The organism is Paenibacillus sp. FSL K6-2524 (genome assembly GCF_038005525.1).
Classification (GTDB): domain Bacteria; phylum Bacillota; class Bacilli; order Paenibacillales; family Paenibacillaceae; genus Fontibacillus; species Fontibacillus anaericanus.
Window position 1 is genome coordinate 5,130,230 of sequence record NZ_JBBOSP010000001.1, and the last position, 21,107, is coordinate 5,151,336.

The following is a 21,107-nucleotide window of genomic DNA, read 5'->3' on the forward strand; positions in this document are numbered from 1 at the left end:
CTTTTTCATCTATTCGTCTTCCGCTTCTTCCCGAAGCGACTCTAGAAATAATGCAGTCGCCCTATCGCGGTCCCTGCTCTTCTCCTTTAACCTTTCGATTGCCGGAAGAATAAGGATATCCACTTCTTTCTGGACGGTATAAGCGAAGTCATATTGCTGCTGTGACTCTAAATAAGAACCCACTTCCATCAATGCGTTATATCGGTCTAGCTCTTCCCGCGTAAGTAAGCCCCGGACTTGAACGCTGCAATGGCGCATCCTATAGGAATCTGCCTTTTTTCAGAACTAACGGAATGCCGCCAATCGTGAATAAGTAGCGAATATCTACAACTTTCTTCAGTTGAGCAGCAACCCAGCCAGTATAGGTCTTGCCAAATGCCGAAGCAACGGCTTCACCTTTACCAAGTGATGCAACTGTACCTTTGTTACTAAATATAAACTTCTTAAGCTCTTTGCCGCGAATGGACGCAACTACATTCTGAGCGCAGACCACACCTTGTTGCATAGCAATTTGAGCTGTTGGAGGATACGGACGTCCTTCAGCATTAAACATTAAGGAGTTATCCCCAATGATGAAGACATTATCATGGGCTGGTGCATGCAAATAATCATCGATCTTCACGCGACCACGAGCCGTTTCAAACCCAGCTGCTTCAATAAGTCTATTCCCACGGATACCACCCGTCCAAACCACTGTAGCCGATTTGATCTCTTCACCTGTAGCCAGTAGAACGCCATCCGGTGTACATTCTTTAATGGCGACACCAATTTTAAATTGTACGTTTTTCTTACGTAGGACATTCATAGCGTACTCAACTAGCGCAGGATCAAATCCTGGAAGTGCGGTTGGAGCTGCTTCTACATTATAAATGTTAACAAGATTAGGATCTACATCGTAATCTTTGCAGAGCTGTGGAATTCGGTCAGCTAATTCAGCAACAAATTCAATTCCACTAAATCCAGCGCCGCCAACTACGAAGTTAAGACGGTCCTTACGGCTTTCATCCGTCTTGTACAACGCAAATTGATATTCAATATGCTGACGAATTAAGCGTACCGAGTTGATGCTGCGGATCGTCATAGCGTATTCCGCTAGCCCTGGAATGCCAAATGATTCCGGTTCGCCACCAAGGGCTATAATTAGGTAATCATAAGACAGGGTCCCGTCTTGGAGAACCACCTTTTTATCAGCCAGTCGGATCTCTTGAACATTGGATTTAACCAAATCAATCTTGAATTCATCGATCAGTTTAGAAATTTGCACACGTGTATGTTCGATGGAGTCCGTTCCTGCTGCAGGCATATGCAAATGAGTAGTGAAATAATGGTAATCGTGCCGATTTACTAAAGTTACATCGGCCTCATTGTAATTCAATTCTTTTTGCAGTCTCTGTGCGGTTAGAATCCCGCCATATCCCGCTCCAAGAATTACTATCTTAGGTATGGTACTCATCTGGATTGTTCTCCTTCCAATTTTAAACACTCTATATTCTTTAAACATCAACCTTCAATGTGAAAATTAACACATAAATTTAGATGAAATTCTATTCCGAATTTCGAAAATTTCGAGACTTTATGTAATAGTCATTCTAAACGGTAATTGTTGCTATATCAAATTTCACACACCATCTCGAAACTGTGCTTTTTTTGTCACACTTTTTTGTACACACAATTGAATGATATCGACTTTTACTTAAAAGATCAAGTCTTATTTCATGCCGATTCCCGGGGTTTTCCATATCATTTGAGCTACATCAGCTTGTATATTCATCTTGCCTTTGCAAGTCAAGACTAGATGTTTATAATAAAGTAGAATTGACATTATTAAGCTACACAAATTTTCTGGAGGTGTTTTGCCTGTGTCATCCCTTAGTCCTAACGCCAATTTTTCCGATTTGCTTATCATCGGAGGCGGCCCTGCAGGCATGTTTGCCGCATTTTACGGCGGTATGAGAAAAGCATCCGTCAAACTAATCGAAAGTATGCCTCAGTTGGGTGGTCAAGTTGCTGCCCTTTACCCTGAGAAATATATTTACGATATTGCTGGTTTCTCTAAGATCACGGGCCAAGAACTGATCAACAATTTAAGTGATCAGTTGAAACTGTTCAACTCAGATATTCGCCTCGAGGAAAAAGTCATACACATCGAGAAGAGAGATGAACGCCATTTTATCGTAACAACCGATCAGGATGTTCATCACGCTCATGCTTTAATTATTACAGCAGGGGTCGGAGCATTCGAACCGCGTCGTCTAGACCTTGAGAACGCCGCTCAGTTCGAAAAGACAAATCTGCATTATTTTATAAGTGATTTAGAAAAATTCCGTGGACGGAAGGTCCTCATCAGCGGTGGCGGTGACTCTGCAGTAGACTGGGCACTTATGCTTGAACCTATCGCTGAACAAGTGACCCTCATTCACCGCCGAGATAAATTCCGTGCCCATGAGCACAGTGTAGAAAATTTGATGGCTTCCAAGGTTCAAGTCATCACTCCCACAGAAATCACTGCACTTCATGGTGAGGATAACATCGAACGAGTTACCATCGCTCATGTTAAGTCGGGTGAAACACAAGAAATTGAAGTTGATGATGTAATCGTCAATTTCGGATTCGTATCCTCACTCGGTCCAATTGCAGATTGGGGACTGGAAATTGAGTCAAATTCCATCGTTGTAGACTCACGTATGGAGAGCTCCATTCCCGGGATATTCGCCGCTGGTGATATCACGACTTATCCTGGTAAGTTAGACCTAATAGCCGTTGGTTTTGGCGAAGCTCCAACAGCTGTCAATAACGCCAAAGTATATATCGATCCTGATGCAAAGCTATCACCAGGGCATAGCAGCAATCTCAAATTATAATGCTACATGAGAATTGACAAAAAAGGGTATCTTAACTTTACGATCATTTTACCGTAAAGGAGAGATACCCTTTGTCATATATATGCCCGTTATGTAACGGATTGGCTAATTTAAATTCATCCTGTCCTGATTGCGGTACGGTTCTAGAAAATATGGGGAAGAAGGAAGACTACGCTGGCCCTTACAGTCCCTATGGTTCTATTGATCAATTCACTTCAGTAATCTATAAGCATGCTGCTATGGGATGTGAGCATGTCGCTCAATGTCCGCACTGCCATGAAGCTTACATCTATCGTGTCAACGCCGTACAGACGCCTTAAGTTCGTATGAATTAAATTTTTCTTGAAAAATAGCGTATTAGGCTCGTCCATTTTAATGAAGAAAAGAACCTACATTTTTGTTTAGATCACGTTTATGGATCTCTGCCAACAGTAGTGCAATGAATTCTCTATCCAACTGCAATTTAGTAGCCATCTGGTAGGATTCAAGCAGCATTTCATCTGTTAACATCGCCATTGGTAACACACCCCTTCAATTATTTTCCTTATCATATCAAGAAATTTCCAGTAGAACAAGCGTTCTGTTATCCACATGAGGTTGTGGAAATCCTGTGAATAGAATGTTAGTAACCTATCCAAGTGGCTGTTAATTATGGTGGTATAATGTGGACAAAAGTTATTCACAGGATATTCCCGTTTCTTTTATCTCAAAAAAATATTTCTAATATTATGCATATTTTGGATTATTGTGGTCTTGTGTTGACTTCAAATATCCATATCTTACCACCGTTGTCGATTCCATAGTCGAATCCTAGTTCGCCAATCCCCGGAAAGGATGACTCTAGTATTCCGATACATGTATTCGTCAAATTACGCATTTCACGACGTTTAGTACGTGCAACTTTACTCCGTAAGGATCTACTTAAGCCTTCACGTGCACTTAATAAAGTTCCCCCTTTGCATAAATTCGTAACGAACAGCCCCGGCCGGGCTAATCGTCCCACCATTGCTCGATACATCCAGCTTCCATCCTGTTGCTTTGCAACCTTGACCCTGTAATCAATCGGGCGTCCTCCGATACGAGCCAAATGAATTCCTTGCTGAATAATGTACTTTCGCCCTACCTTCGCACGACCTAATGCTTTAAACATCGTTTCGAAGTTTCCAAATGCTCTGCGTCTAGACATATACGTAAACGAATAAACACCCCGATCATAAGACACTTTAATTACACCATAACCTCCCCCGCCATGAATTGGCTTGATGACGACCATACCAAACTGATGTATCATTCGCTTCAATTGTTCTGCATCATACATTCTGGTCTGCGGTATGTGGGGCGCTACGCTTCCATTACTTAATAACGCTTCAGTCTTTAACCATTTGTTAGCCAGTTGTCTTCCTGCCACGACTCCATCCCCTTTCTGGCGTTATATGCTATACATACTCAGAGCGGGGCTAGTTTTCTTGGATGATTGTCCGAAGCCTGCGCCTCTTTTCTGGGGACTTGCTCCCTCTTTGCAAAATATCCCTTTTTTACGTATAGTATTCTCAAACGCAAATTGCTCATATATAAGGGGGGTCACTTTGGAGGAGACAAGTTCTTTTATACCAACATTATTCGAAATTTTATATTGGTTCGCGATGATTGCCATGTCACTTGTGCTTGCTGCCATAACAGTCGCTTTATGCGTCATAGGCTTCAAGTTTATTAAGGATTCCCGCAAAGGTCTCGGTTTAGGTTGTATTCTATTCTCGCTAGTCTCCACCTCGATGATCATACTTATGGTTAATAAGCAATTCTTCTGAAACCAAAATCATTTCATACGTATTACTTATTAGTAGAAATACACACAGCTAGATATGTAGGAGGGATTTTGTCTTAATGGAAGGTACGCACAGTTGGAGTGAACGCTTCAAAAGATTATTTTTAAATAACCGGTTCGTTCTCTTTTTGCTGATTCTATTGCTAATTGGATTAAATATCTTTGTGTTCGGAAAAATCTCATTTATATTCACACCTCTGACCGTATTACTCAAAACGGTATTGTTCCCCGTTCTACTAACGGGAGCGATCTATTACTTGCTCAATCCGCTAGTGGACTTATTGGAGAGAAAAAGAATTCCGAGGGTGTACACGATTGTAACCCTTTATCTACTGATGGCGGGAATCATTACTATTGTGATCATCTCAGTCATTCCTTTAGTTCAGGAACAGGTAACACAACTAATAGAAAATTTTCCTAAATACAGCTATGAAGTGCAACTTCAGTTCGAAAGTCTAATCGGCAGCGATTTTTTCTCCCAGATCCAACAATCCACTGGATTTAATCCATCAACCTTGGGTCAAACCATTGCCGAGCAAGCCACTTCGATACTTGATAGCACTTGGTCCGGTATTGGCGGGTTCCTCGGTGCGATTAAAGATATCGTATTGACATTAGTTACGGTGCCGTTTATTCTGTTCTATTTGCTTAAGGATGGGAAGAAGCTTCCCACTTTCATCTTACGATTTGTCCCTGTCCAATTCCGTAAACAAACTCATAGTGTGATGACCGATATGAATGTTAAGATCAGTTCCTACATTCGTGGGCAGATTATTGTCAGCTTCTGTATTGGGATCCTCTTATATTTCGGGTTCCTAATCATAGGGCTTGATTACTCGCTTGTACTGGCCATCATAGCTTCGTTCACGAGTATTGTCCCTTACCTCGGACCAGCGATTGCTATTACTCCAGCACTGATTATTGCAATCGTAACGTCACCTTTGATGTTACTTAAACTTATTGCAGTATGGACAATCGTACAACTAATTGAAGGTAAGTTTATTTCACCGCAAATTATGGGCAAAACACTACGGATTCACCCTATCACGATCATCTTTGTGATCCTAACTGCTGGAAATTTATTCGGTATATTAGGTATCATCCTTGCCGTACCAGGTTATGCCGTACTAAAGGTTATCTTTTCTCATTTGTTCCAATGGTTCGAAGGACGCTCGCATCTATATGAAGATGCAGTACCTGATCCAGTTGAAATAACCGAAGGTGAAGCCACCACAGCACAAGATAATAGTAAGCCCACGACATAGCAAAATAAGCCGCCCCCTGGATGATTACTAGGTTGCGGCTTATTTATTTACTTATTTTAAGCACAATCAATCACAAACCTCTGGCTTACCCTCTTCATTCTTCATACGAAACGATTGTCCACAGCCACAAGAAGCGACAGCGTTAGGATTATTTATAGTAAATCCACCACTCATTCCAGACTCTTGAAAATCAATCTCTAGGCCGTTCAGAAAGCGCACACTCTCTTTATCTACAACTACCTTTAATCCATTAACATCCAAGTGAACATCTTCTTCACTTTCCTCATCATCCAAACCCATACCATATGAGAAACCGCTACATCCGCCCGGGTTCACCCCAAGACGCAAAAACATATTAGGTGTTTCCTCTTGATCTAACATGTCTTTAATTCGGTTCATAGCACTATCCGATATATTAATCATCTTCCATCCTCCTTTTCCGTACACATAAATTATACTCCACAACCGAAATCCCCTCAAGTGATGTGATTTTTATTGCTGCAACTATTCCCACTAATCGATCTAACTTATTGCCCCCTGATAAATCGAGGTTTATAATAGATAGGTATTTAACTATTACTATCTATTTTGACGGATCCCTATGCATAGGTATCAATATTCTTCCTTGTTGGACTGTCTTCATGGAAATGGAGGTATTATTGTATGTTTACAACTGTCACCCCAAGTACAGACAAGAGAATGGCAGAAATTGTAGAAAAGGTCTCGAAGGGCGAACGCCTTACCCTTGAAGACGGAGTATATTTATATAAGAGTGATGATTTATTGACCATTGGACAATTAGCCAATGAGGTTAATCTTAGAAAAAACGGCAAAAAGGTGTATTTCATCGAAAATATGAGCCTGTATTTCACTAACGTTTGTGAATCATACTGTGCATTCTGTAACTTCCGTAAGGACCAAGATGAAGAGGGGTCTTATACGTTATCCGGTGAAGAGATGATCGCCTATGTAGAGCAACATATTCACCCTGGAATCCGGGAGTTCCATATCGTTGGTGGTCACAATAATCATGTGCCTTTCCAATACTATGTGGATTCACTCAAAGCATTAAATGAACGTTTCCCCGACGTCACAATTAAGGCATACACAGCTGCTGAAATTGAATTTTTCACTCGGATTAGTGGACTCAGCACGGCAGAAGTGCTAACAGAGTTACGTAAGGCAGGGCTCCAGTCATTAACTGGCGGTGGGGCTGAGATTTTATCAGATCAATATCGCGAGAAAATGAAAGTCGACAAAGCTAACGTTGATCAATATCTCGATGTTCATCGGACTGCTCACCAACTTGGTATGAAGACTCATACAACAATGCTATATGGTTCAATCGAATCTCATGAAGATCGAATTCGCCATATGATTCAAATTCGCGAACTGCAGGATGAGACTGGTGGTTTTATGGTATTCATTCCTCTGTCCATGCAGCCACGTAATAAGAATGCGGGAATTATGCGCCGTAACTCGGCCTATGAGGATCTGAAAACTATCGCCATCAGCCGTTTGATGTTGGATAATATTCAGCACATCAAAGCTTATTTCATCAACATTGGGGTTCAACTCACTCAGGTTGCTCTCTCCTTCGGAGCATCCGATGTGCACGGTACAATTCTTAAGGAACGGATCAGTCACGCAGCTGGTGCCTTAACTCCTGAAGGCATAACACGCAAAGAATTGATTTGGCTTATTCAAGGCGCCGGACGGATTCCGGTTGAACGCGACACCTTCTATAACGAAATAGAAATTTTCGAATAAAGTTTCGGACACTTGAATTGAGAAAGTGATACAGAAGGGACGTGGGTTGATGATACAATTCGTCATTCTGGGTGGAGGATACGGGGGAACAACTGTCATTCATGAGTTATTCAAAGGACATATCCCTTCGGATGTGCAGATCACTTTAGTTGATCGCATGCCCTTTCAAAGTTTGAAGACCGAGTACTATGCACTTGCAGCTGGTACCGCCTCTGATCATGAGCTGCGTGTCCCTTTTCCGCACTATGCGGAATTACAAATCAAATACGGAGAAATAAGTACACTTGATTTGAATAACCGCTTAATTCACTTCACAGAAGGGGATCCTCTTCCATATGACCAACTTGTGATCGCCTTGGGATGCACCGATAAGTATCATAACATTCAAGGAGCCCAGCAAAATTCCTGTAGCATTCAATCCTTTGCAGCTGTTCGAAACACCTATATGAAATTAAACAACAGCAAGCCTTATAGTAATATTAACATCATCGGCGGAGGCCTGAGCGGAGTAGAACTTGCTGCCGAGCTCAGGGAGAGCCGGCCTGATCTGAACATAACGATTATAGACCGTGGCTCCCGGGTGTTATCTGCCTTTCCACCCAAAGTATCTGGATATGTCACCAAATGGTTCAACGAACATGAGGTGAGGACTCTACCTTATGTTTCAATAACTTCCCTTGAACCTGATCTCATCTACTATGGGGCTGATACCATTCCTACGGATGTCACAGTTTGGACTGCTGGGATTCAGCCTGCACCTCTGGTGCAACAGATGGATGTCAGAAAAGATCCGCAAGGCCGCATCCTATTAAATGAGTATCACCAAATTCCTAATTATCCCGAAATATTTGTCTGTGGAGATTGTGCAAGCTTACCGTTTGCGCCAAGTGCACAAGCTGCTGAAGGGCAAGGTTACCAGATTGCTCAGATTACAAGCGCATTATGGCGCGGAGAAACTCCAAAATTATCTAGCATTAAATTAAAAGGTACGCTTGGATCCCTTGGAAAAAAGGCGGGATTTGGCCTTATGGGTATGACTCAAGTAACCGGCCGGGTCCCACGTATCCTAAAAAGTGGAGTACTATGGATGTCCAAGCACCATATTGGTTAAGAAAACTCTCTTATCTTATCTAAAATCACCTGATACAACGCACTAGCAGTCTCTGCCTCTACAGTCTCTCCATTGACCAGCGCATAAGGTGTCATATAACACATCCCACATCCGGTCAGGCAACCATATTCAATCACATCAAAGTCAGGATTCTCTTTCAACTTCTCCATCACTTCATCCGTGCCGAAATGGGCATTGTTAGCACAAAATTCAATAATAGGTCTCAACCAGCTACCTCCGTTTATGTATGCCATTTAAATTTTAGATTTTTTGTACTATAATAATGATGTAATAAGAAAGGAGTTGAAAATAACAATGAGCGAAAACGTACAAGATAAATTATATGATGAAGTTCTAGAAGTTCTGGATAAACTTCGTCCATTCCTACAACGTGACGGTGGCGATGTTGATCTAGTCGATGTTGAAGACGGTATCGTTAAGTTGAAATTGATGGGTGCTTGCGGCAGTTGCCCTAGTTCCACCATTACTCTCAAAGCAGGTATCGAGCGCGCGCTGTTTGAAGAAGTAGAAGGTGTACAAGAGGTCGTACAAGTATTTTAATAAAATAGTATGATGAACGATCCGGCCTTCGACCATTCAAATGGAGAAAGCCACCAAATAAACTCAGCCCTCCGGTATGACTGGAAAGGCTGAGTTTATTTTTTAATTCCAATTGGAATTCCTCCGTTATTATCAAAGATGCTAAGACGGCTTAATCCACGGACGAATAGGATCCAAACCACCGGAAATATCCATAATATTACCCGTAATAAAATCTGAATTGGAATGACATAGAAACGCAATAACGCGCGCAATATCCTCACCACTACCTGGGCGACCTAATGGAGTTTCACCATCTTGGATTTCCCGGGCATCAGCAATGGACATCTCCTTATTGGCTCCTCGAATATCTCCAGGACATACCATATTAACCGTTATACCGTAGGGTGCTTCCTCCACTGCCAATGTCTTGGTGAAAGACACTAGGCCTGTCTTAGCAGCCGCATACACAGCACGGTGAGGCCAAGCCCGTGATTCAGCAGCGTGACCGAAGCCGAAATGTATAATCCGTCCCCACCGTTTCTCCCTCATACCCTGAAGCACAAGATGATCCAGTAGCAGCGTTCCAACAAAGTTACCTTCGATCATCGCCAAGATTTGTGATTGGCTATAATCGGCAAACAGCCGACGTTCACGAATAAATGGCCCAGCATTATTGACTAATATGTCAACTGTCCCGAGCTCTTCGGTTATCCGCTCGACCATCCTCTCGTTCTCCTCATGCCGGGAAATATCTGCTTGTACAGTGATGCAGCGTACGCCCTTCTGCTGTATTTCAGAACGGAGGGCCAGCGCCTCGGACTCGCTATGCACATAATTGATTGCAATATGACACCCATGCTCAGCAAGGGTTAGTGCTGTCTTCTTGCCAAGCCCTTTGGCGCTCCCGGTAATGAGAGCGACTTTTCCCTTCATTGTCCTCTCCTCCTCCTCAATGCCTTCATTTCAAGTATAGAAGATTTGAGGGATTCCGACAAACAATAGATGTCCGCTACGACGACGGATTATTCTTACGATCGCTGTTGTCCTCAGATTTCCTGATTATATACCGCACTTAGCGGTAGAAATCCGAGGACAAAGGCGAACGCAGCTTATGCTTCCGAGGTAGCTTTCTGAAGAAAGCTTTTAGCTTCTTCAGAACAATTCCGTCCCCTTCGCTACGCATCTGCAATCTAAGCTCACAAAAAAATCCCGCTCGCCATAAGGCAAACGGGATTCAAAGGATCAAACATAGTGTTCCTTACTTAGAATACTGGAACCAAAGCACCTGCATAGGTATCATTGATGAATGTTCTTACATCTTCTGAAGTAAGAGCCTTCGCCAATTTTTGAATTGCATCGGAATCCTTATTGTCAGGACGAGCAACCAAAATGTTAGTGTAAGGTGAATCTTTATCCTCGATGAAGAGCGCATCCTTTGTAGGATTTAGACCAGCTTCAATCGCATAGTTAGTGTTAATCAATGCGAAATCCACTTCTTCTAATTGACGTGGCAGCATTGCTGCTTCACTTTCAATGATCTTCAAGTTTTTTGGATTTTCGACGATGTCAGCTTTAGTAGCTGAAATTCCAGCGCCGTCTTTCAATTTAATCAAGCCTTGTTTCTCAAGTAGCAACAATGCACGTCCGCCATTGGTAGCGTCATTCGGGATAGCTACTTTTGCACCGTCAACAATTTCATCAACGGATTTGTATTTTTTGGAGTAAGCGCCAAATGGCTCAACATGAACACCTACAACAGACACAAGGTCAAAATTATTTTGTTTGTTTTGGTCATCAAGATAAGGTTGGTGTTGGAAGTAGTTCGCATCCAATTGTTTCTCAAACACTTGAACGTTTGGTTGTACATAATCTGTAAATTCTACAACTTCCAATTCAACGCCTTCTTCTTTCAACTTTGGAGCGATGAATTTCAAAATATCAGCATGTGGCACAGTGGCACCTACAACCAATTTCACTGGTTCAGCTGGTGTTTCTACTTCAGTCTGTGCTGCATTACCCTCAGATGATTGCGAGTTGTTTGCTGCATTGTTCTTCGCGTTGTTATTTCCACAAGCTGCGAGCACCAGAACCAAGGCTAGCGTCAAAAAAGATAAAGTCCATTTTTTCATAACAGTATGACCTCCTAATTTTTTTGAATAAGGATCTGAGCTCTATATATTTAGTAATTCCTTATTTCCGTGAAAAATAAATCACTAACCGATCTCCCAACATTTGCAATGCCTGTACCAAGACGACCATCAGGACTACGGCAACAATCATGACTTCCGTTTGATAACGGTAATAACCGTATTGGATCGCCAAGCTTCCCAATCCACCGCCCCCGACCATACCTGACATAGCTGTATAGGATACAAGTGTTACAGCTGTAATTGTCATCGCGGACACAAGACCTGGCAATGATTCTGGGAGTAGCACCTTACGAATAACCTGAAGTGTAGAAGCTCCCATTGCCTGAGATGCTTCGATAACCCCACGGTCTACCTCGCGGAGCGCTGTCTCAACAAGCCGTGCAAAGAATGGAGCGGCACCTATAACCAGTGGTGGGATCGTACCTTGAACCCCCATGGATACCCCAACCACAAATCTGGTAAAGGGAATTAAAGCGACTATTAGAATGATAAATGGTACAGAACGAACGATATTGACAATAAACGATAAGATTCTGTAAATCCATCCTAAAACCCAGATATTGGATTTGGACAGGCTGTATAACAGGATGCCAAGTGGCAAGCCAATCAGAAACGTGAAAAAAGTAGCGTATCCCATCATGAACAACGTATCGATCGAAGCCTCACCGATCTCTGCCCAATTTATTATTGAGAAATCCAACCCTTTCATTATCCGATCACCTCCACATCAAGATCGCGTTCCCGCAATAGCGTCAGCGTCCGATCAACATCACCTTCGTCACCTTCAAAAGAAACGGTGAGCTGTCCATAAGGTACATCTTTTATTGTAGAAATTGTCCCCTGCAGAATAGCAAAGTTAACTCCGGTCTGCTTTACCACTTGAGACATAACAGACTCATATGTCTTAGCCCCAAGGAATGTAATTCTAACAATTCTAGCCCACTTTGCATGTAGAGCCGAGGTTGCTAACTTTAAACCTTCCTCAGCAAATGCATCATGATTGATAAATTCCCGCGTAACTTGATGCTTCGGCTTAAGAAACACTTCACTAACCGGGCCTTGTTCCACAATACCACCCTGATGAATAACAGCTACTCGATCACAAATGGTCTGGATCACATTCATTTCATGGGTGATGAGCAAAATCGTTAGATTAAATCTTTTATTAATATCCAGCAACAGCTTTAAGATCGAGTCCGTTGTCTGTGGATCAAGCGCAGAAGTAGCTTCGTCACAGAGCAGTACATCAGGATCACTTGCAAGTGCTCTGGCTATACCAACCCGCTGCTTTTGTCCCCCAGATAGTTGCGCCGGATATTTATTCCGGTGCTCCTCCAGACCAACCAGAGCTATAAGTTCATTTACTTTCCTCGAAATCTCCGCCCTCGGTGTACCGATCAGCGTAAGTGGAAAAGCAATGTTGTTGTACACAGTCGCTGATGACAGTAGATTAAAATGCTGAAAGATCATTCCGATCTTACTGCGCTGCCGCTGAAGCTCACGTTTTCCAAGCTTAGTGAGTTCTACACCGCCTACCCAAACTTCACCTTCTGTGGGTTGTTCGAGTAAATTGATGCAGCGAATCAATGTGCTTTTCCCGGCACCGGAATGCCCGATAACCCCGAAAATTTCGCCCTTTGCTACGGTTAAATTGACTCCGGACAAAGCGGTCGTTACTTTTTGTTTGCTTCCATATGTTTTGGTGAGCTGTTTGAGTTCGATCAAACGGATAGACCCCCTATTTTCTAAAAATAAAATGATAAAAAAACAAAAGAGCCCCTTTGCAGATTCAAGGGCTCTCTTTACGTAAAGACAATGCCTTCTCATCTGCCAAAATCATTCGCACACAAACTGCGTGATTTTGAAGGAATTAGCACCATTCATTCGTCCAATAACACAGTACATCATAGACCGCATTAGTAACAAATTGGTTGCTGGGCTTCATCGGGCCTTTCCCTCCGCCACTCTCGATAAGAAAATATGAAATTATATGAAAATCATTAAATGTAATATTTCTGAAACTATTATTTTAGAGTATAGATTCTTTTGGCTGTTTTGTCAAAGAGAATCCTTACCAAAGATCATTTTTTGTTGTTCTTTTTCCATTCTTGGATGATATAGTCATAAGAAGCAAGCAATGTTTCACATACCATACGATATCCTTGCTCCAAATCGCGTAAATGCCCATCAAGATCCTCCAGTTCAATCTTTCCGTACAATGCTTGATGCCGTTGCCACAGATCATCTTGTAGCTCCGAGTTCATGTAATGAATCTCTGTATTCCGCCGCCGCCGTAACACATTCAGCGCTTCTTTGTAGTTTTCCTTGATCGTGAACAACGTATTCCCCAAATCTATATGCACCTTCAAATAGTGGAATTGACGCAGCACTGTAAAATAAGAATAATGTGGTTTTTCTTTAGAGGTATTCAGATTATATAGTTCATTCAGCACTGTTCCTAGCTTATCGAGAATAGAAAACAATCGAATGAAGCCATCCTTGTAGAAAAAAACGTACCGAGCATAATTATCTTTCTCAGCCGCATCCATGTCATCTACAAAGTCTGTCACAACCTTCTTACGAAAAAAGGTAGCTGCAAACAGGCACTGTTCCAGTTCATCCAGCGAAGAAATCAAACCATGTGTCCATACTTCCAACTTTCGATAATCATGTGAAGGGTCGAGGTAAAGTTCCATTTGTTTATGTAGTAACTGGATGCTATTCCCCATGATATTCATTGTATCCGCCAGTAGTCCTTCATTCTGCCTCGGTGGTTCTCCAAGCAAGCTTCTTAACATGGTTATCCCTCATTTCCCAATTATACAAAATACGTTTTCCACCGTTGCTCCACCAGAGATACAATATCCTCACGCGGAAATAATTCCTCCGGATAGCCCGGCTTCATACGTGCGTCAATGATAATCGGCAGGCTGTATGCTAAGTGATGCTTATTAACCTCTGTCACCGAGTAAATATCCTCAGCCGGATTAAACCGAGTAAATACGGTCCACAAGAAGGCTATCTGATCTTGTGCCACTATCTCAGCTTGGTCAACAAGTATGACAAGTGGCCAAGCTGTTCCGCGTACTCTCAACCGGGCAAGTAGACGCTGCGGGAGCATAGGCTCCTTCTCATACGATGCACCTGAGACTAGAAGACAACCGTCGTGGAATACGTTGATTTGAGCTATTTCTGCAATATTTCCCTCTGTATATGACTTAGGCAGTTCTCTAACCCGTTCTCCTACTCCGATTAGAATAGCCTTACTACCGTGATTCAACTCGTGACCAGTAAAGTCCTGTGTGTAATAAGAAGTATTATTAAAAATAAATAAATCGGTTCGTGGATCGAAACGTTCTAAAATCGTTGCCAGTAACAATTTAAAATCGGAGAGATCAATCAGCTTGTCCGTTAGCATCAGAAATTTCGTCAGTGACAATTGCCCTTCACCGAGAAGGCGAAACCCTGATACAAGTGCTTCACGGGAATAGCTCTCCCGCACAACCGCTGAGGTCAATGGATGAAACCCACATTCTGCATAGCTCCAGAGTGAACGAACCTTTGGCATGACAACTGAAATGATCGGTGAGAGTAGCTTTTGTAAAAAGTCTCCCAAATAATAGTCTTCCTGAAATGGTTTGCCTACAATGGTTGCTGGATAAATTGCATTCTTCCGATGCCATATATGATTCACATGAAACACCGGGAATTTATGTTGCATGGAGTTATAACCTAAATGATTACCGAAGGGTCCCTCAAAACGTCGTTCATGTGGAGGCACAAATCCTGAAATAGCAAATTCCAATTCCGCTGGAATCCGGTGTCCCCCCAGAGGATTCTCAGCCATAGGAAGTTTCTCTCCTAGAATAAAAGAGGCCACCAATAGCTCTGATACCATCTCCGGTACAGGAGAGATACCCGCTGCAATCATTGCCGGAGGACCGCCGAGAAAGACGGACACTGGTAACGGTTCATTACGTTTCTCGCTCTCGTGATAATGGAATGCACCCCCATCTTGAATTCCCCAATGCATTCCAGTTGTTTGATCATCATACAATTGCATAGGGCACATCCCGAGATGGTTATCCTTGGAGTCTAATGGGTTCTCTGTGTATACCAGTGGTAAGTTAAGAGATGGCCCTGCATCCCCTTGCCAGCTCGTTACTCTCGGCAGAACACGCAATGGCGATTCAGTCTGACATACTTGAAGAATGGGTGCATCACCTATTGCTACTGTTTTCATTCCTACTTTTAGCACTTCCCGAATGAGTCCCCGTTCATTCCAAATCGCCTTCGGTGTTGGAGGCTGTAATTTGTTCAAAGCTCCTAGAAGTCGATTTGCAAGCTGTTCGGGGCGTGGTCCAAATGCCTTTTCCACCCGGCGACTCGTACCGAATAGATTTGTAGCCACCGGAAATGGTGACCCTTTCACGTTTGTAAATAATAAAGCAGGCCCACCATCATCAATAACACGCCGATGAATTTCAGCCAATTCCAAATAGGGGTCAACAGGCACATCTATAATAGCAAGATCATTGTCTCTCTGCAGAGCATCAATCCATTGACGCAAATTAGTGTAATTCATATTTATTCCTCCCCCAATGAGAGCTAATTTAGCCTTAAGAAATATGTATTAGGGATAGCCCTATCAGCCTCAGATGGCTGAACAATAAACGCAGTACATTCCATAAAACAGATACCCCAGTGTAGACCTAGTTCTCAAGAAAAAGCCCACGATGAGATCGTGGACTTTACTTAAAGTATCTATACATATTGTAACATGCTTGCTACTTCAGATCACTATCCTGCCGTCTACTAGGAGGTCTACTTAACTGCCAAGTTCTTACACTCATATAACATAATACTCCGAACAATGCGGCCACAACAACCATGTGCGCAAGCGATGTAAATAAATATACGTGATAATTATACAAAGTGAACACAATACCAGCGCCTGTGAATACCTGTACAATGACAAGAACCGTCGCTGCAACGCCCAAGAGCCGAATTTCCCTGTTATTTGGATGTTTTCGATAAGCGAAATGGCCCAGGACTGCAATGACAAGGAATAGCATACCTGCCGCAACCCGGTGGGCGAATGCAATCCCAACGCCCCCAGATAATTCAGGAATAATCCGGCCGTTACATAGCGGCCAACCACTACAACCTCCAGCCGAATCAGTATGGCTTACGTAGGCCCCTATGTATACAACAATATAAGTATAAACCGTAGCAAACCACGTTAAGTTACGGAATCCTTTGGAAACACTAGCACTTGGTAACACTACATTCTTTGTCTGCCTTACTTCATCCTCGCGGATACCAAACACGAGCATAATAGAGCTAGCAAATGCGATCAAAGAGAAACCGAAATGAAGTGCCATGACAGCCGAATTAGTCGGATAGACAACCGCCATTGCCCCCATAAAGGCCTGCACCATTACAAAAATCAACGCAAGTAGCGAATATAATTGCAAATCACGCCGATTTTTACGATACAGCCAAAAGGCAACAAAGGTCCCTAAAGCCAATAGTCCCGCCGCCCCGCTGATCGCACGATGCGAATATTCAATCATCGAGGCAACTGTATGCGCCGGAACAAATTTGCCATTACAAAGTGGCCATTGGTTCCCACAACCGAGTCCTGACTCTGTCTTCGTTACAACACTTCCACCTAAAGTCGCCAAAAACATAACCAAAGAAGAAAGATAACTAAGCCATTTTAATTGTTTGGTTCTCAAAGGCTTTTCACCCGCCTACTATATAAAAAATAGAAAACATTAACAAATTACAGTTCATTATAACCGATAAAGAGAACGCAATCATAGTGATTCCTAGTAAAATGTTCAAAAATAAAACATCGCTACCCCTAAATTCGGGATAGCGATGTGACTTTTAATATGGAATGTGCTTAGATTATTCTTCTTTTCTTTCTGCAGTATCATGCAGTGTACTGTATACGGCTAAAGCCTTATCCAAGAAATCCTCGATTTCTTCACGAGATTTACGCAATTTATTAACAAACCTTACAAGCTCGCGTCCATCTGTGTATGCAACAAAGCTAGGGATACCCAGGATGTTCTGCTCCTGACTAACATCGCCAACTTTATCTACATCCACTTCCATAAGTGTTAAACGATCACCATATTTTAATTCGAGCTCCGGCATGAACGGATCAATAAATTTACAGTCTACGCACCAGTCTGCTTTAAAGACTGCCACTACTAAACCACTGGATTGAATGCTTACGTTAAAGTCTTCCGCACTAGTTACCTGTTTCATGGTCTTCTTCACCCTTTCTCTATCGATCTACCTATTAGTCAACCAAAATGGAGAGTGGAAGTCAAATTTTTGGGCCATACTTATAGTGAACTTATCAAGTTAGTTCTGAGGCAGAGATGCAGGCTCTCTATCCACCTCCGCTTACAGGATAAGCCCTTTATCCCCCTATGTTAGTTTAGAGGAAAGTGAGGAATACCCATGAAACAGAAGCCAGGTGATGATCCCACAAATCATGTATCTTTTCCTGGTTTTAAGGAGTTACTACACCGCTTGCCCGCTGTTTTAGGCGAGATGGTTAGAGGAAAAGCTGCAGGATTTGCCGATTCTTCAGAACTTCGGGAAGACCGAATTTCTCTAGGTTGGAACGAAGCCTCCGCTCGGACCGTATCCAATGAAATTGAGGACCTTGTACGCCGCGGGAGCGCCGCTCGCCCTAATACGGAAACATGGAGTGATGCCGACCTAGCCCTTGCCGAGGAGATTGCCACAGCAACCGATCGGGCGGGGATCAGCAATATTACCAGAACCGAAGCTTATCTAGCTTGCTATCAGGCCTATCCTGAGTTGCACTGGGCTTTTCTTGCTCATATGGTATCTCGAAATGCTGGATGGAATATGACAGACCTTCAGGGAAGCCGAATCGCTGATACGATGGACGAAGAGGGGAAGAGATCCGCCTATCGTTTTATCGAACGGAGTAACGCGCTAATCTTTCAAGACGCATACCCCCAACTCCTACTCTATATGAAAAGTCGAGAGTTAGGCTCCAGCCACTTTCATCTACTGCCGTATTTCCATGTATCTCGTTTTATGCTCCCTTTCTGGGAGAGATTCTGGATCGACCGGGGTAGTGCACTGCTTGCCGTAGGCCTCATCATTAATGAGCAGCATTACATTGAAAAACGCGTTATTAAGCACCCCTATTATCAGAAATATGTTACCGACAAGGCACGTTTCCACTTTTATAGTCTTTCAGGTTTGAACCATATCGTCTTCCCGTTGCTGGAAGGCGGGCCCGCGGCGAAGTCTGATAATGACGGAGCCATAGAAGCGGGGAATGGCACAGCCGAGAGGATGGTCACGCGCCTCGCTGGGCGCGTGGTCTCCGACTTCGGCAGCCTCCCCGCCCGCATCGCGCTAGGCAAAGGCCTATACGCGATGCTGATGGGTTTGCGCGGCGTGCGCAGCGGCGCGCAGAACTTCGCCGCAGCCGTGCCGCATAGCGGCTCGCGCGCTGATTATTGGCCGGATATATTCACGGCCAAACGTGAAGAAGCTCTGACCTTCCCTGTACAGGGGTCAGAGCTTCTAGAAGCGGAGACGCTGCCAGCGGGCAAGCGTCTCTATAGCCCCAAGCTGCTTGACGCTTGGGGCGACATGCCTTACGAGCCAATCCCCAGGGAGGATTGGCTCAAGGACACCAGCGCGCTGGACGGCATCAGCGCGCCCAAGCCGCCCTATCTCTGCGACATTAGCCGCGAGCATCGGCTCGGCATTCTTAAGACTGCGCTAGCGCATGATTCATTAGCGGATAGCTAATCATACCAAGCAAGATAGCGCAATCGCCCAGTTCATGCATATTCACGTACGCAATTTAACTGCGGTCCACGGAACCCGGAGTTCTCTGCAGTCGCATGAGCGGAGACAGCACCTTCCGTAACGGTCTAGGGAAGCTGCTTAACTCATCCTTGCGGACAACACGCAGCAAGACCAATAGAACCGGATAAAGCGCTACAACGATAATCCCAACGATGCAGCAAGTGAGGAAGAAGGCAAGACGATCAGGGAGAAGGGATACCATTTGAATTCCTGCCTGATTTAAACCATAACCCACACCAGAAAGACCAATAACAGTTAACAAGAAGCCAGTCCAGCGATTTCCCATGATGGAGAATGGTACAATCTTTTTCATCGCTCGTACATTTAAGATCGTAATAACGAGGAAACATAGCCCCGTTGCCGTGATGATACCGTAAATACCCCAGAACTGAGCCAAGACATAACTTGCGCCCAGTTTAATCATAATGCCAATGGCAACATGAACCATAGATAAGTTTGCTTTATTGATCCCTAGTAGAATCGAATTACTAGTCATCATCGTAATTTGAAAAATAGTTGCAAACGTAAGCAGCGCAATGATACTGCTTCCGTCCCGTGTACTGAACAACAGCCCATTTACAGAGTAAGCGGCAGTTCCTAGTGCGAGAATGATCGGCATTCCCGTCAATACAGCCACCCTCATCGCTAGTGTTACCTGCCGATTTAAATGTTCTTTGTCACCACGAGCAAATGCAGCCGAAATAACAGGTACTAACGATTGGCTGAGTGCAATAGCCAGAATAGGTGGAATACCCGCAATCATCTGAGCACGATTACCGAGAATCCCCAAAATATAAGTCGCTTCTTTTGATCCAATTTGTCCGCTAAGCAACGGCTCTATTATAGAATTATCAATAAAATTGACTGCCGGCACTGCCAAAGCGGTAAGAACGATAGGAATCGATAATTTGAATATCTCACCGTAAATTTTAGGCATCGACATGCTATTTTTGTCTAACGAAACTTGAAGTTGATTTGCACGAAGATCCTTCTGACGTACTTTGTAATTATAAGTGAACATGACGATCAAAGCCGCAACACCACCTAAGACTGCACCAAAGGTAGCACCTGCTGCCACTCGTTCACCTGTGTACCCCATATTATAGAACATAAATGCTAGAGCAATACCCGTACCTACGCGAATAATCTGCTCAATCACTTGTGATATACCACCGGCGATCATAATGTTTCGACCTTGTAAATAACCACGAATAATTGCAATCACAGGAAACAGAAGAAGTGCTGGTGACAACGCCCTCATCGCTACAGCAGATTCCGGTACACCTGTAGCCGCTGCATAATATGGCGCCATGATATAGAGCAGTCCAAACATAATTGCACCCGCAAACAGCGCGAAGATTAAAGCAGCGTGATACACACGACGAGCCTCACCTGGCCGCTCTAAGGCATGTCGTTCAGATACCATCTTACTTAATGTACTCGGAATACCGGCCGTTGCTAATGTTAGCAACATAAAATAAGCCGCATTAGCTTGGGCATACGCCGCATTACCGATATCTCCAAGGATATGTTCTAAGGGAACACGTTGAAACAATCCTAGTAATCTAGCAAGCAGCGCGGCTCCCGCGAGGATTAAAGTACCTTTAACAAAAGACTCTTTATTAGATGACAAAGAAAATTCCTTCTTTCCGATATTACCCCACTACTACTCTCAAAGTAATAATGATGGAATAAGCACAA

23 protein-coding genes and 1 riboswitch are annotated in these 21,107 nt (G+C 43.4%); of the genes, 8 read left to right on the forward strand and 15 right to left on the reverse strand.

What is annotated here, in order from left to right:
* Positions 1-9: 9 nt before the first annotated feature.
* Complete coding sequence (locus NST85_RS23715; RefSeq protein WP_127190284.1) at positions 10-258, reverse strand: hypothetical protein; 249 nt, start codon at positions 256-258, stop codon at positions 10-12.
* Between the two features lies 1 nt (position 259).
* Positions 260-1,453 carry an NAD(P)/FAD-dependent oxidoreductase gene (locus NST85_RS23720; RefSeq protein WP_127190285.1) on the reverse strand — a complete coding sequence of 398 codons (1,194 nt, stop codon included), beginning with the start codon at positions 1,451-1,453 and terminating at the stop codon, positions 260-262.
* A 406-nt stretch (positions 1,454-1,859) separates the two neighbouring features.
* Here NST85_RS23720 and NST85_RS23725 point away from each other — a divergent pair, with 406 nt between their 5' ends.
* Positions 1,860-2,861, forward strand: coding sequence for an NAD(P)/FAD-dependent oxidoreductase (locus tag NST85_RS23725; RefSeq protein WP_127190286.1), 1,002 nt, complete (start codon positions 1,860-1,862; stop codon positions 2,859-2,861).
* A gap of 71 nt (positions 2,862-2,932) precedes the next feature.
* On the forward strand, positions 2,933-3,181 hold the full coding sequence (locus NST85_RS23730) for a hypothetical protein (RefSeq protein ID WP_127190287.1): 249 nt from the start codon (positions 2,933-2,935) through the stop codon (positions 3,179-3,181).
* Between the two features lie 52 nt (positions 3,182-3,233).
* Here NST85_RS23730 and NST85_RS23735 read toward each other — a convergent pair whose 3' ends face one another.
* Together NST85_RS23735 and NST85_RS23740 are read right to left on the reverse strand one after the other, a co-directional pair.
* Entirely contained in the window at positions 3,234-3,377 is a 144-nt protein-coding gene (locus tag NST85_RS23735; protein WP_127190288.1) for a sporulation histidine kinase inhibitor Sda, read from the reverse strand.
* Positions 3,378-3,603: 226 nt separating this feature from the next.
* Positions 3,604-4,269, reverse strand: a complete 666-nt coding sequence (locus tag NST85_RS23740) for a YheC/YheD family protein (protein ID WP_127190289.1) — start codon at positions 4,267-4,269, stop codon at positions 3,604-3,606.
* Between the two features lie 178 nt (positions 4,270-4,447).
* On the opposite strand from NST85_RS23740, the gene NST85_RS23745 reads away from it, so the two are divergent.
* Together NST85_RS23745 and NST85_RS23750 are read left to right on the forward strand one after the other, a co-directional pair.
* The gene (locus NST85_RS23745; protein ID WP_307399990.1) at positions 4,448-4,669 is read left to right on the forward strand and encodes a hypothetical protein; all 222 of its coding nucleotides are present in this window, start codon (positions 4,448-4,450) and stop codon (positions 4,667-4,669) included.
* A 76-nt stretch (positions 4,670-4,745) separates the two neighbouring features.
* Positions 4,746-5,951 carry an AI-2E family transporter gene (locus tag NST85_RS23750; protein ID WP_127190290.1) on the forward strand — a complete coding sequence of 402 codons (1,206 nt, stop codon included), beginning with the start codon at positions 4,746-4,748 and terminating at the stop codon, positions 5,949-5,951.
* A gap of 66 nt (positions 5,952-6,017) precedes the next feature.
* On the opposite strand, the gene NST85_RS23755 is transcribed toward NST85_RS23750, so the two are convergent.
* Positions 6,018-6,374, reverse strand: a complete 357-nt coding sequence (locus NST85_RS23755) for a HesB/IscA family protein (RefSeq protein WP_127190291.1) — start codon at positions 6,372-6,374, stop codon at positions 6,018-6,020.
* Positions 6,375-6,614: 240 nt separating this feature from the next.
* Here NST85_RS23755 and mqnE point away from each other — a divergent pair, with 240 nt between their 5' ends.
* Positions 6,615-7,721: an aminofutalosine synthase MqnE gene (gene mqnE / locus NST85_RS23760; RefSeq protein WP_127190292.1), complete on the forward strand. Its 1,107-nt coding sequence runs from the start codon at positions 6,615-6,617 to the stop codon at positions 7,719-7,721.
* A gap of 49 nt (positions 7,722-7,770) precedes the next feature.
* Positions 7,771-8,832 (forward strand): NAD(P)/FAD-dependent oxidoreductase, encoded by a 1,062-nt coding sequence (locus NST85_RS23765; RefSeq protein ID WP_127190400.1) that lies wholly within the window; start codon positions 7,771-7,773, stop codon positions 8,830-8,832.
* Here the strand turns inward: NST85_RS23765 and NST85_RS23770 are convergent.
* Positions 8,829-9,059 carry a YuzB family protein gene (locus NST85_RS23770; protein ID WP_127190293.1) on the reverse strand — a complete coding sequence of 77 codons (231 nt, stop codon included), beginning with the start codon at positions 9,057-9,059 and terminating at the stop codon, positions 8,829-8,831. The genes NST85_RS23765 and NST85_RS23770 overlap by 4 nt on opposite strands.
* An 88-nt stretch (positions 9,060-9,147) precedes the next feature.
* Here NST85_RS23770 and NST85_RS23775 point away from each other — a divergent pair, with 88 nt between their 5' ends.
* Positions 9,148-9,393, forward strand: coding sequence for a NifU family protein (locus NST85_RS23775; RefSeq protein ID WP_091228009.1), 246 nt, complete (start codon positions 9,148-9,150; stop codon positions 9,391-9,393).
* 141 nt (positions 9,394-9,534) lie between these two features.
* Here the strand turns inward: NST85_RS23775 and NST85_RS23780 are convergent, their stop codons facing one another.
* From NST85_RS23780 to NST85_RS23815, 8 genes are all read right to left on the reverse strand, one after another.
* A complete protein-coding gene (locus tag NST85_RS23780; RefSeq protein ID WP_127190294.1) occupies positions 9,535-10,308 on the reverse strand; it encodes an SDR family oxidoreductase in 774 nt (257 codons plus the stop codon).
* A gap of 329 nt (positions 10,309-10,637) precedes the next feature.
* The gene (locus NST85_RS23785; RefSeq protein ID WP_127190295.1) at positions 10,638-11,504 is read right to left on the reverse strand and encodes a MetQ/NlpA family ABC transporter substrate-binding protein; all 867 of its coding nucleotides are present in this window, start codon (positions 11,502-11,504) and stop codon (positions 10,638-10,640) included.
* 61 nt (positions 11,505-11,565) lie between these two features.
* Positions 11,566-12,234 carry a methionine ABC transporter permease gene (locus tag NST85_RS23790; protein ID WP_341190578.1) on the reverse strand — a complete coding sequence of 223 codons (669 nt, stop codon included), beginning with the start codon at positions 12,232-12,234 and terminating at the stop codon, positions 11,566-11,568.
* Positions 12,234-13,250, reverse strand: a complete 1,017-nt coding sequence (locus NST85_RS23795) for a methionine ABC transporter ATP-binding protein (RefSeq protein WP_127190297.1) — start codon at positions 13,248-13,250, stop codon at positions 12,234-12,236. The genes NST85_RS23790 and NST85_RS23795 overlap by 1 nt, the downstream gene beginning before the upstream one ends.
* A 95-nt stretch (positions 13,251-13,345) precedes the next feature.
* A riboswitch (SAM riboswitch) is annotated at positions 13,346-13,502 on the reverse strand.
* A gap of 104 nt (positions 13,503-13,606) precedes the next feature.
* Positions 13,607-14,323 (reverse strand): Cthe_2314 family HEPN domain-containing protein, encoded by a 717-nt coding sequence (locus NST85_RS23800; protein ID WP_127190298.1) that lies wholly within the window; start codon positions 14,321-14,323, stop codon positions 13,607-13,609.
* Positions 14,324-14,343: 20 nt separating this feature from the next.
* A complete protein-coding gene (locus NST85_RS23805) occupies positions 14,344-16,110 on the reverse strand; it encodes a UbiD family decarboxylase (RefSeq protein ID WP_341190579.1) in 1,767 nt (588 codons plus the stop codon).
* A 202-nt stretch (positions 16,111-16,312) separates the two neighbouring features.
* Complete coding sequence (locus NST85_RS23810; RefSeq protein WP_341190580.1) at positions 16,313-17,266, reverse strand: COX15/CtaA family protein; 954 nt, start codon at positions 17,264-17,266, stop codon at positions 16,313-16,315.
* A gap of 175 nt (positions 17,267-17,441) precedes the next feature.
* Positions 17,442-17,807 carry a thioredoxin family protein gene (locus NST85_RS23815; RefSeq protein ID WP_307399970.1) on the reverse strand — a complete coding sequence of 122 codons (366 nt, stop codon included), beginning with the start codon at positions 17,805-17,807 and terminating at the stop codon, positions 17,442-17,444.
* A gap of 198 nt (positions 17,808-18,005) precedes the next feature.
* Between NST85_RS23815 and NST85_RS23820 the strand changes: the two genes are divergently transcribed.
* On the forward strand, positions 18,006-19,346 hold the full coding sequence (locus NST85_RS23820) for a DUF2515 family protein (RefSeq protein ID WP_341190581.1): 1,341 nt from the start codon (positions 18,006-18,008) through the stop codon (positions 19,344-19,346).
* Between the two features lie 55 nt (positions 19,347-19,401).
* Here the strand turns inward: NST85_RS23820 and NST85_RS23825 are convergent, their stop codons facing one another.
* The gene (locus NST85_RS23825) at positions 19,402-21,039 is read right to left on the reverse strand and encodes a putative polysaccharide biosynthesis protein (RefSeq protein ID WP_341190582.1); all 1,638 of its coding nucleotides are present in this window, start codon (positions 21,037-21,039) and stop codon (positions 19,402-19,404) included.
* Positions 21,040-21,107 lie beyond the last annotated feature (68 nt).

Bases quoted from the DNA above. Each gene is read 5' to 3' on its own strand.
- NST85_RS23715 (WP_127190284.1), bottom strand. From the start codon at position 258: ATGCGCCATTGCAGCGTTCAAGTCCGGGGCTTACTTACGCGGGAAGAG.
- NST85_RS23720 (WP_127190285.1), bottom strand. From the start codon at position 1,453: ATGAGTACCATACCTAAGATAGTAATTCTTGGAGCGGGATATGGCGGG.
- NST85_RS23735 (WP_127190288.1), bottom strand. From the start codon at position 3,377: ATGGCGATGTTAACAGATGAAATGCTGCTTGAATCCTACCAGATGGCT.
- NST85_RS23750 (WP_127190290.1), top strand. From the start codon at position 4,746: ATGGAAGGTACGCACAGTTGGAGTGAACGCTTCAAAAGATTATTTTTA.
- NST85_RS23755 (WP_127190291.1), bottom strand. From the start codon at position 6,374: ATGATTAATATATCGGATAGTGCTATGAACCGAATTAAAGACATGTTA.
- mqnE (WP_127190292.1), top strand. From the start codon at position 6,615: ATGTTTACAACTGTCACCCCAAGTACAGACAAGAGAATGGCAGAAATT.
- NST85_RS23765 (WP_127190400.1), top strand. From the start codon at position 7,771: ATGATACAATTCGTCATTCTGGGTGGAGGATACGGGGGAACAACTGTC.
- NST85_RS23775 (WP_091228009.1), top strand. From the start codon at position 9,148: ATGAGCGAAAACGTACAAGATAAATTATATGATGAAGTTCTAGAAGTT.
- NST85_RS23780 (WP_127190294.1), bottom strand. From the start codon at position 10,308: ATGAAGGGAAAAGTCGCTCTCATTACCGGGAGCGCCAAAGGGCTTGGC.
- NST85_RS23785 (WP_127190295.1), bottom strand. From the start codon at position 11,504: ATGAAAAAATGGACTTTATCTTTTTTGACGCTAGCCTTGGTTCTGGTG.
- NST85_RS23790 (WP_341190578.1), bottom strand. From the start codon at position 12,234: ATGAAAGGGTTGGATTTCTCAATAATAAATTGGGCAGAGATCGGTGAG.
- NST85_RS23800 (WP_127190298.1), bottom strand. From the start codon at position 14,323: ATGTTAAGAAGCTTGCTTGGAGAACCACCGAGGCAGAATGAAGGACTA.
- NST85_RS23805 (WP_341190579.1), bottom strand. From the start codon at position 16,110: ATGAATTACACTAATTTGCGTCAATGGATTGATGCTCTGCAGAGAGAC.
- NST85_RS23815 (WP_307399970.1), bottom strand. From the start codon at position 17,807: ATGAAACAGGTAACTAGTGCGGAAGACTTTAACGTAAGCATTCAATCC.
- NST85_RS23820 (WP_341190581.1), top strand. From the start codon at position 18,006: ATGAAACAGAAGCCAGGTGATGATCCCACAAATCATGTATCTTTTCCT.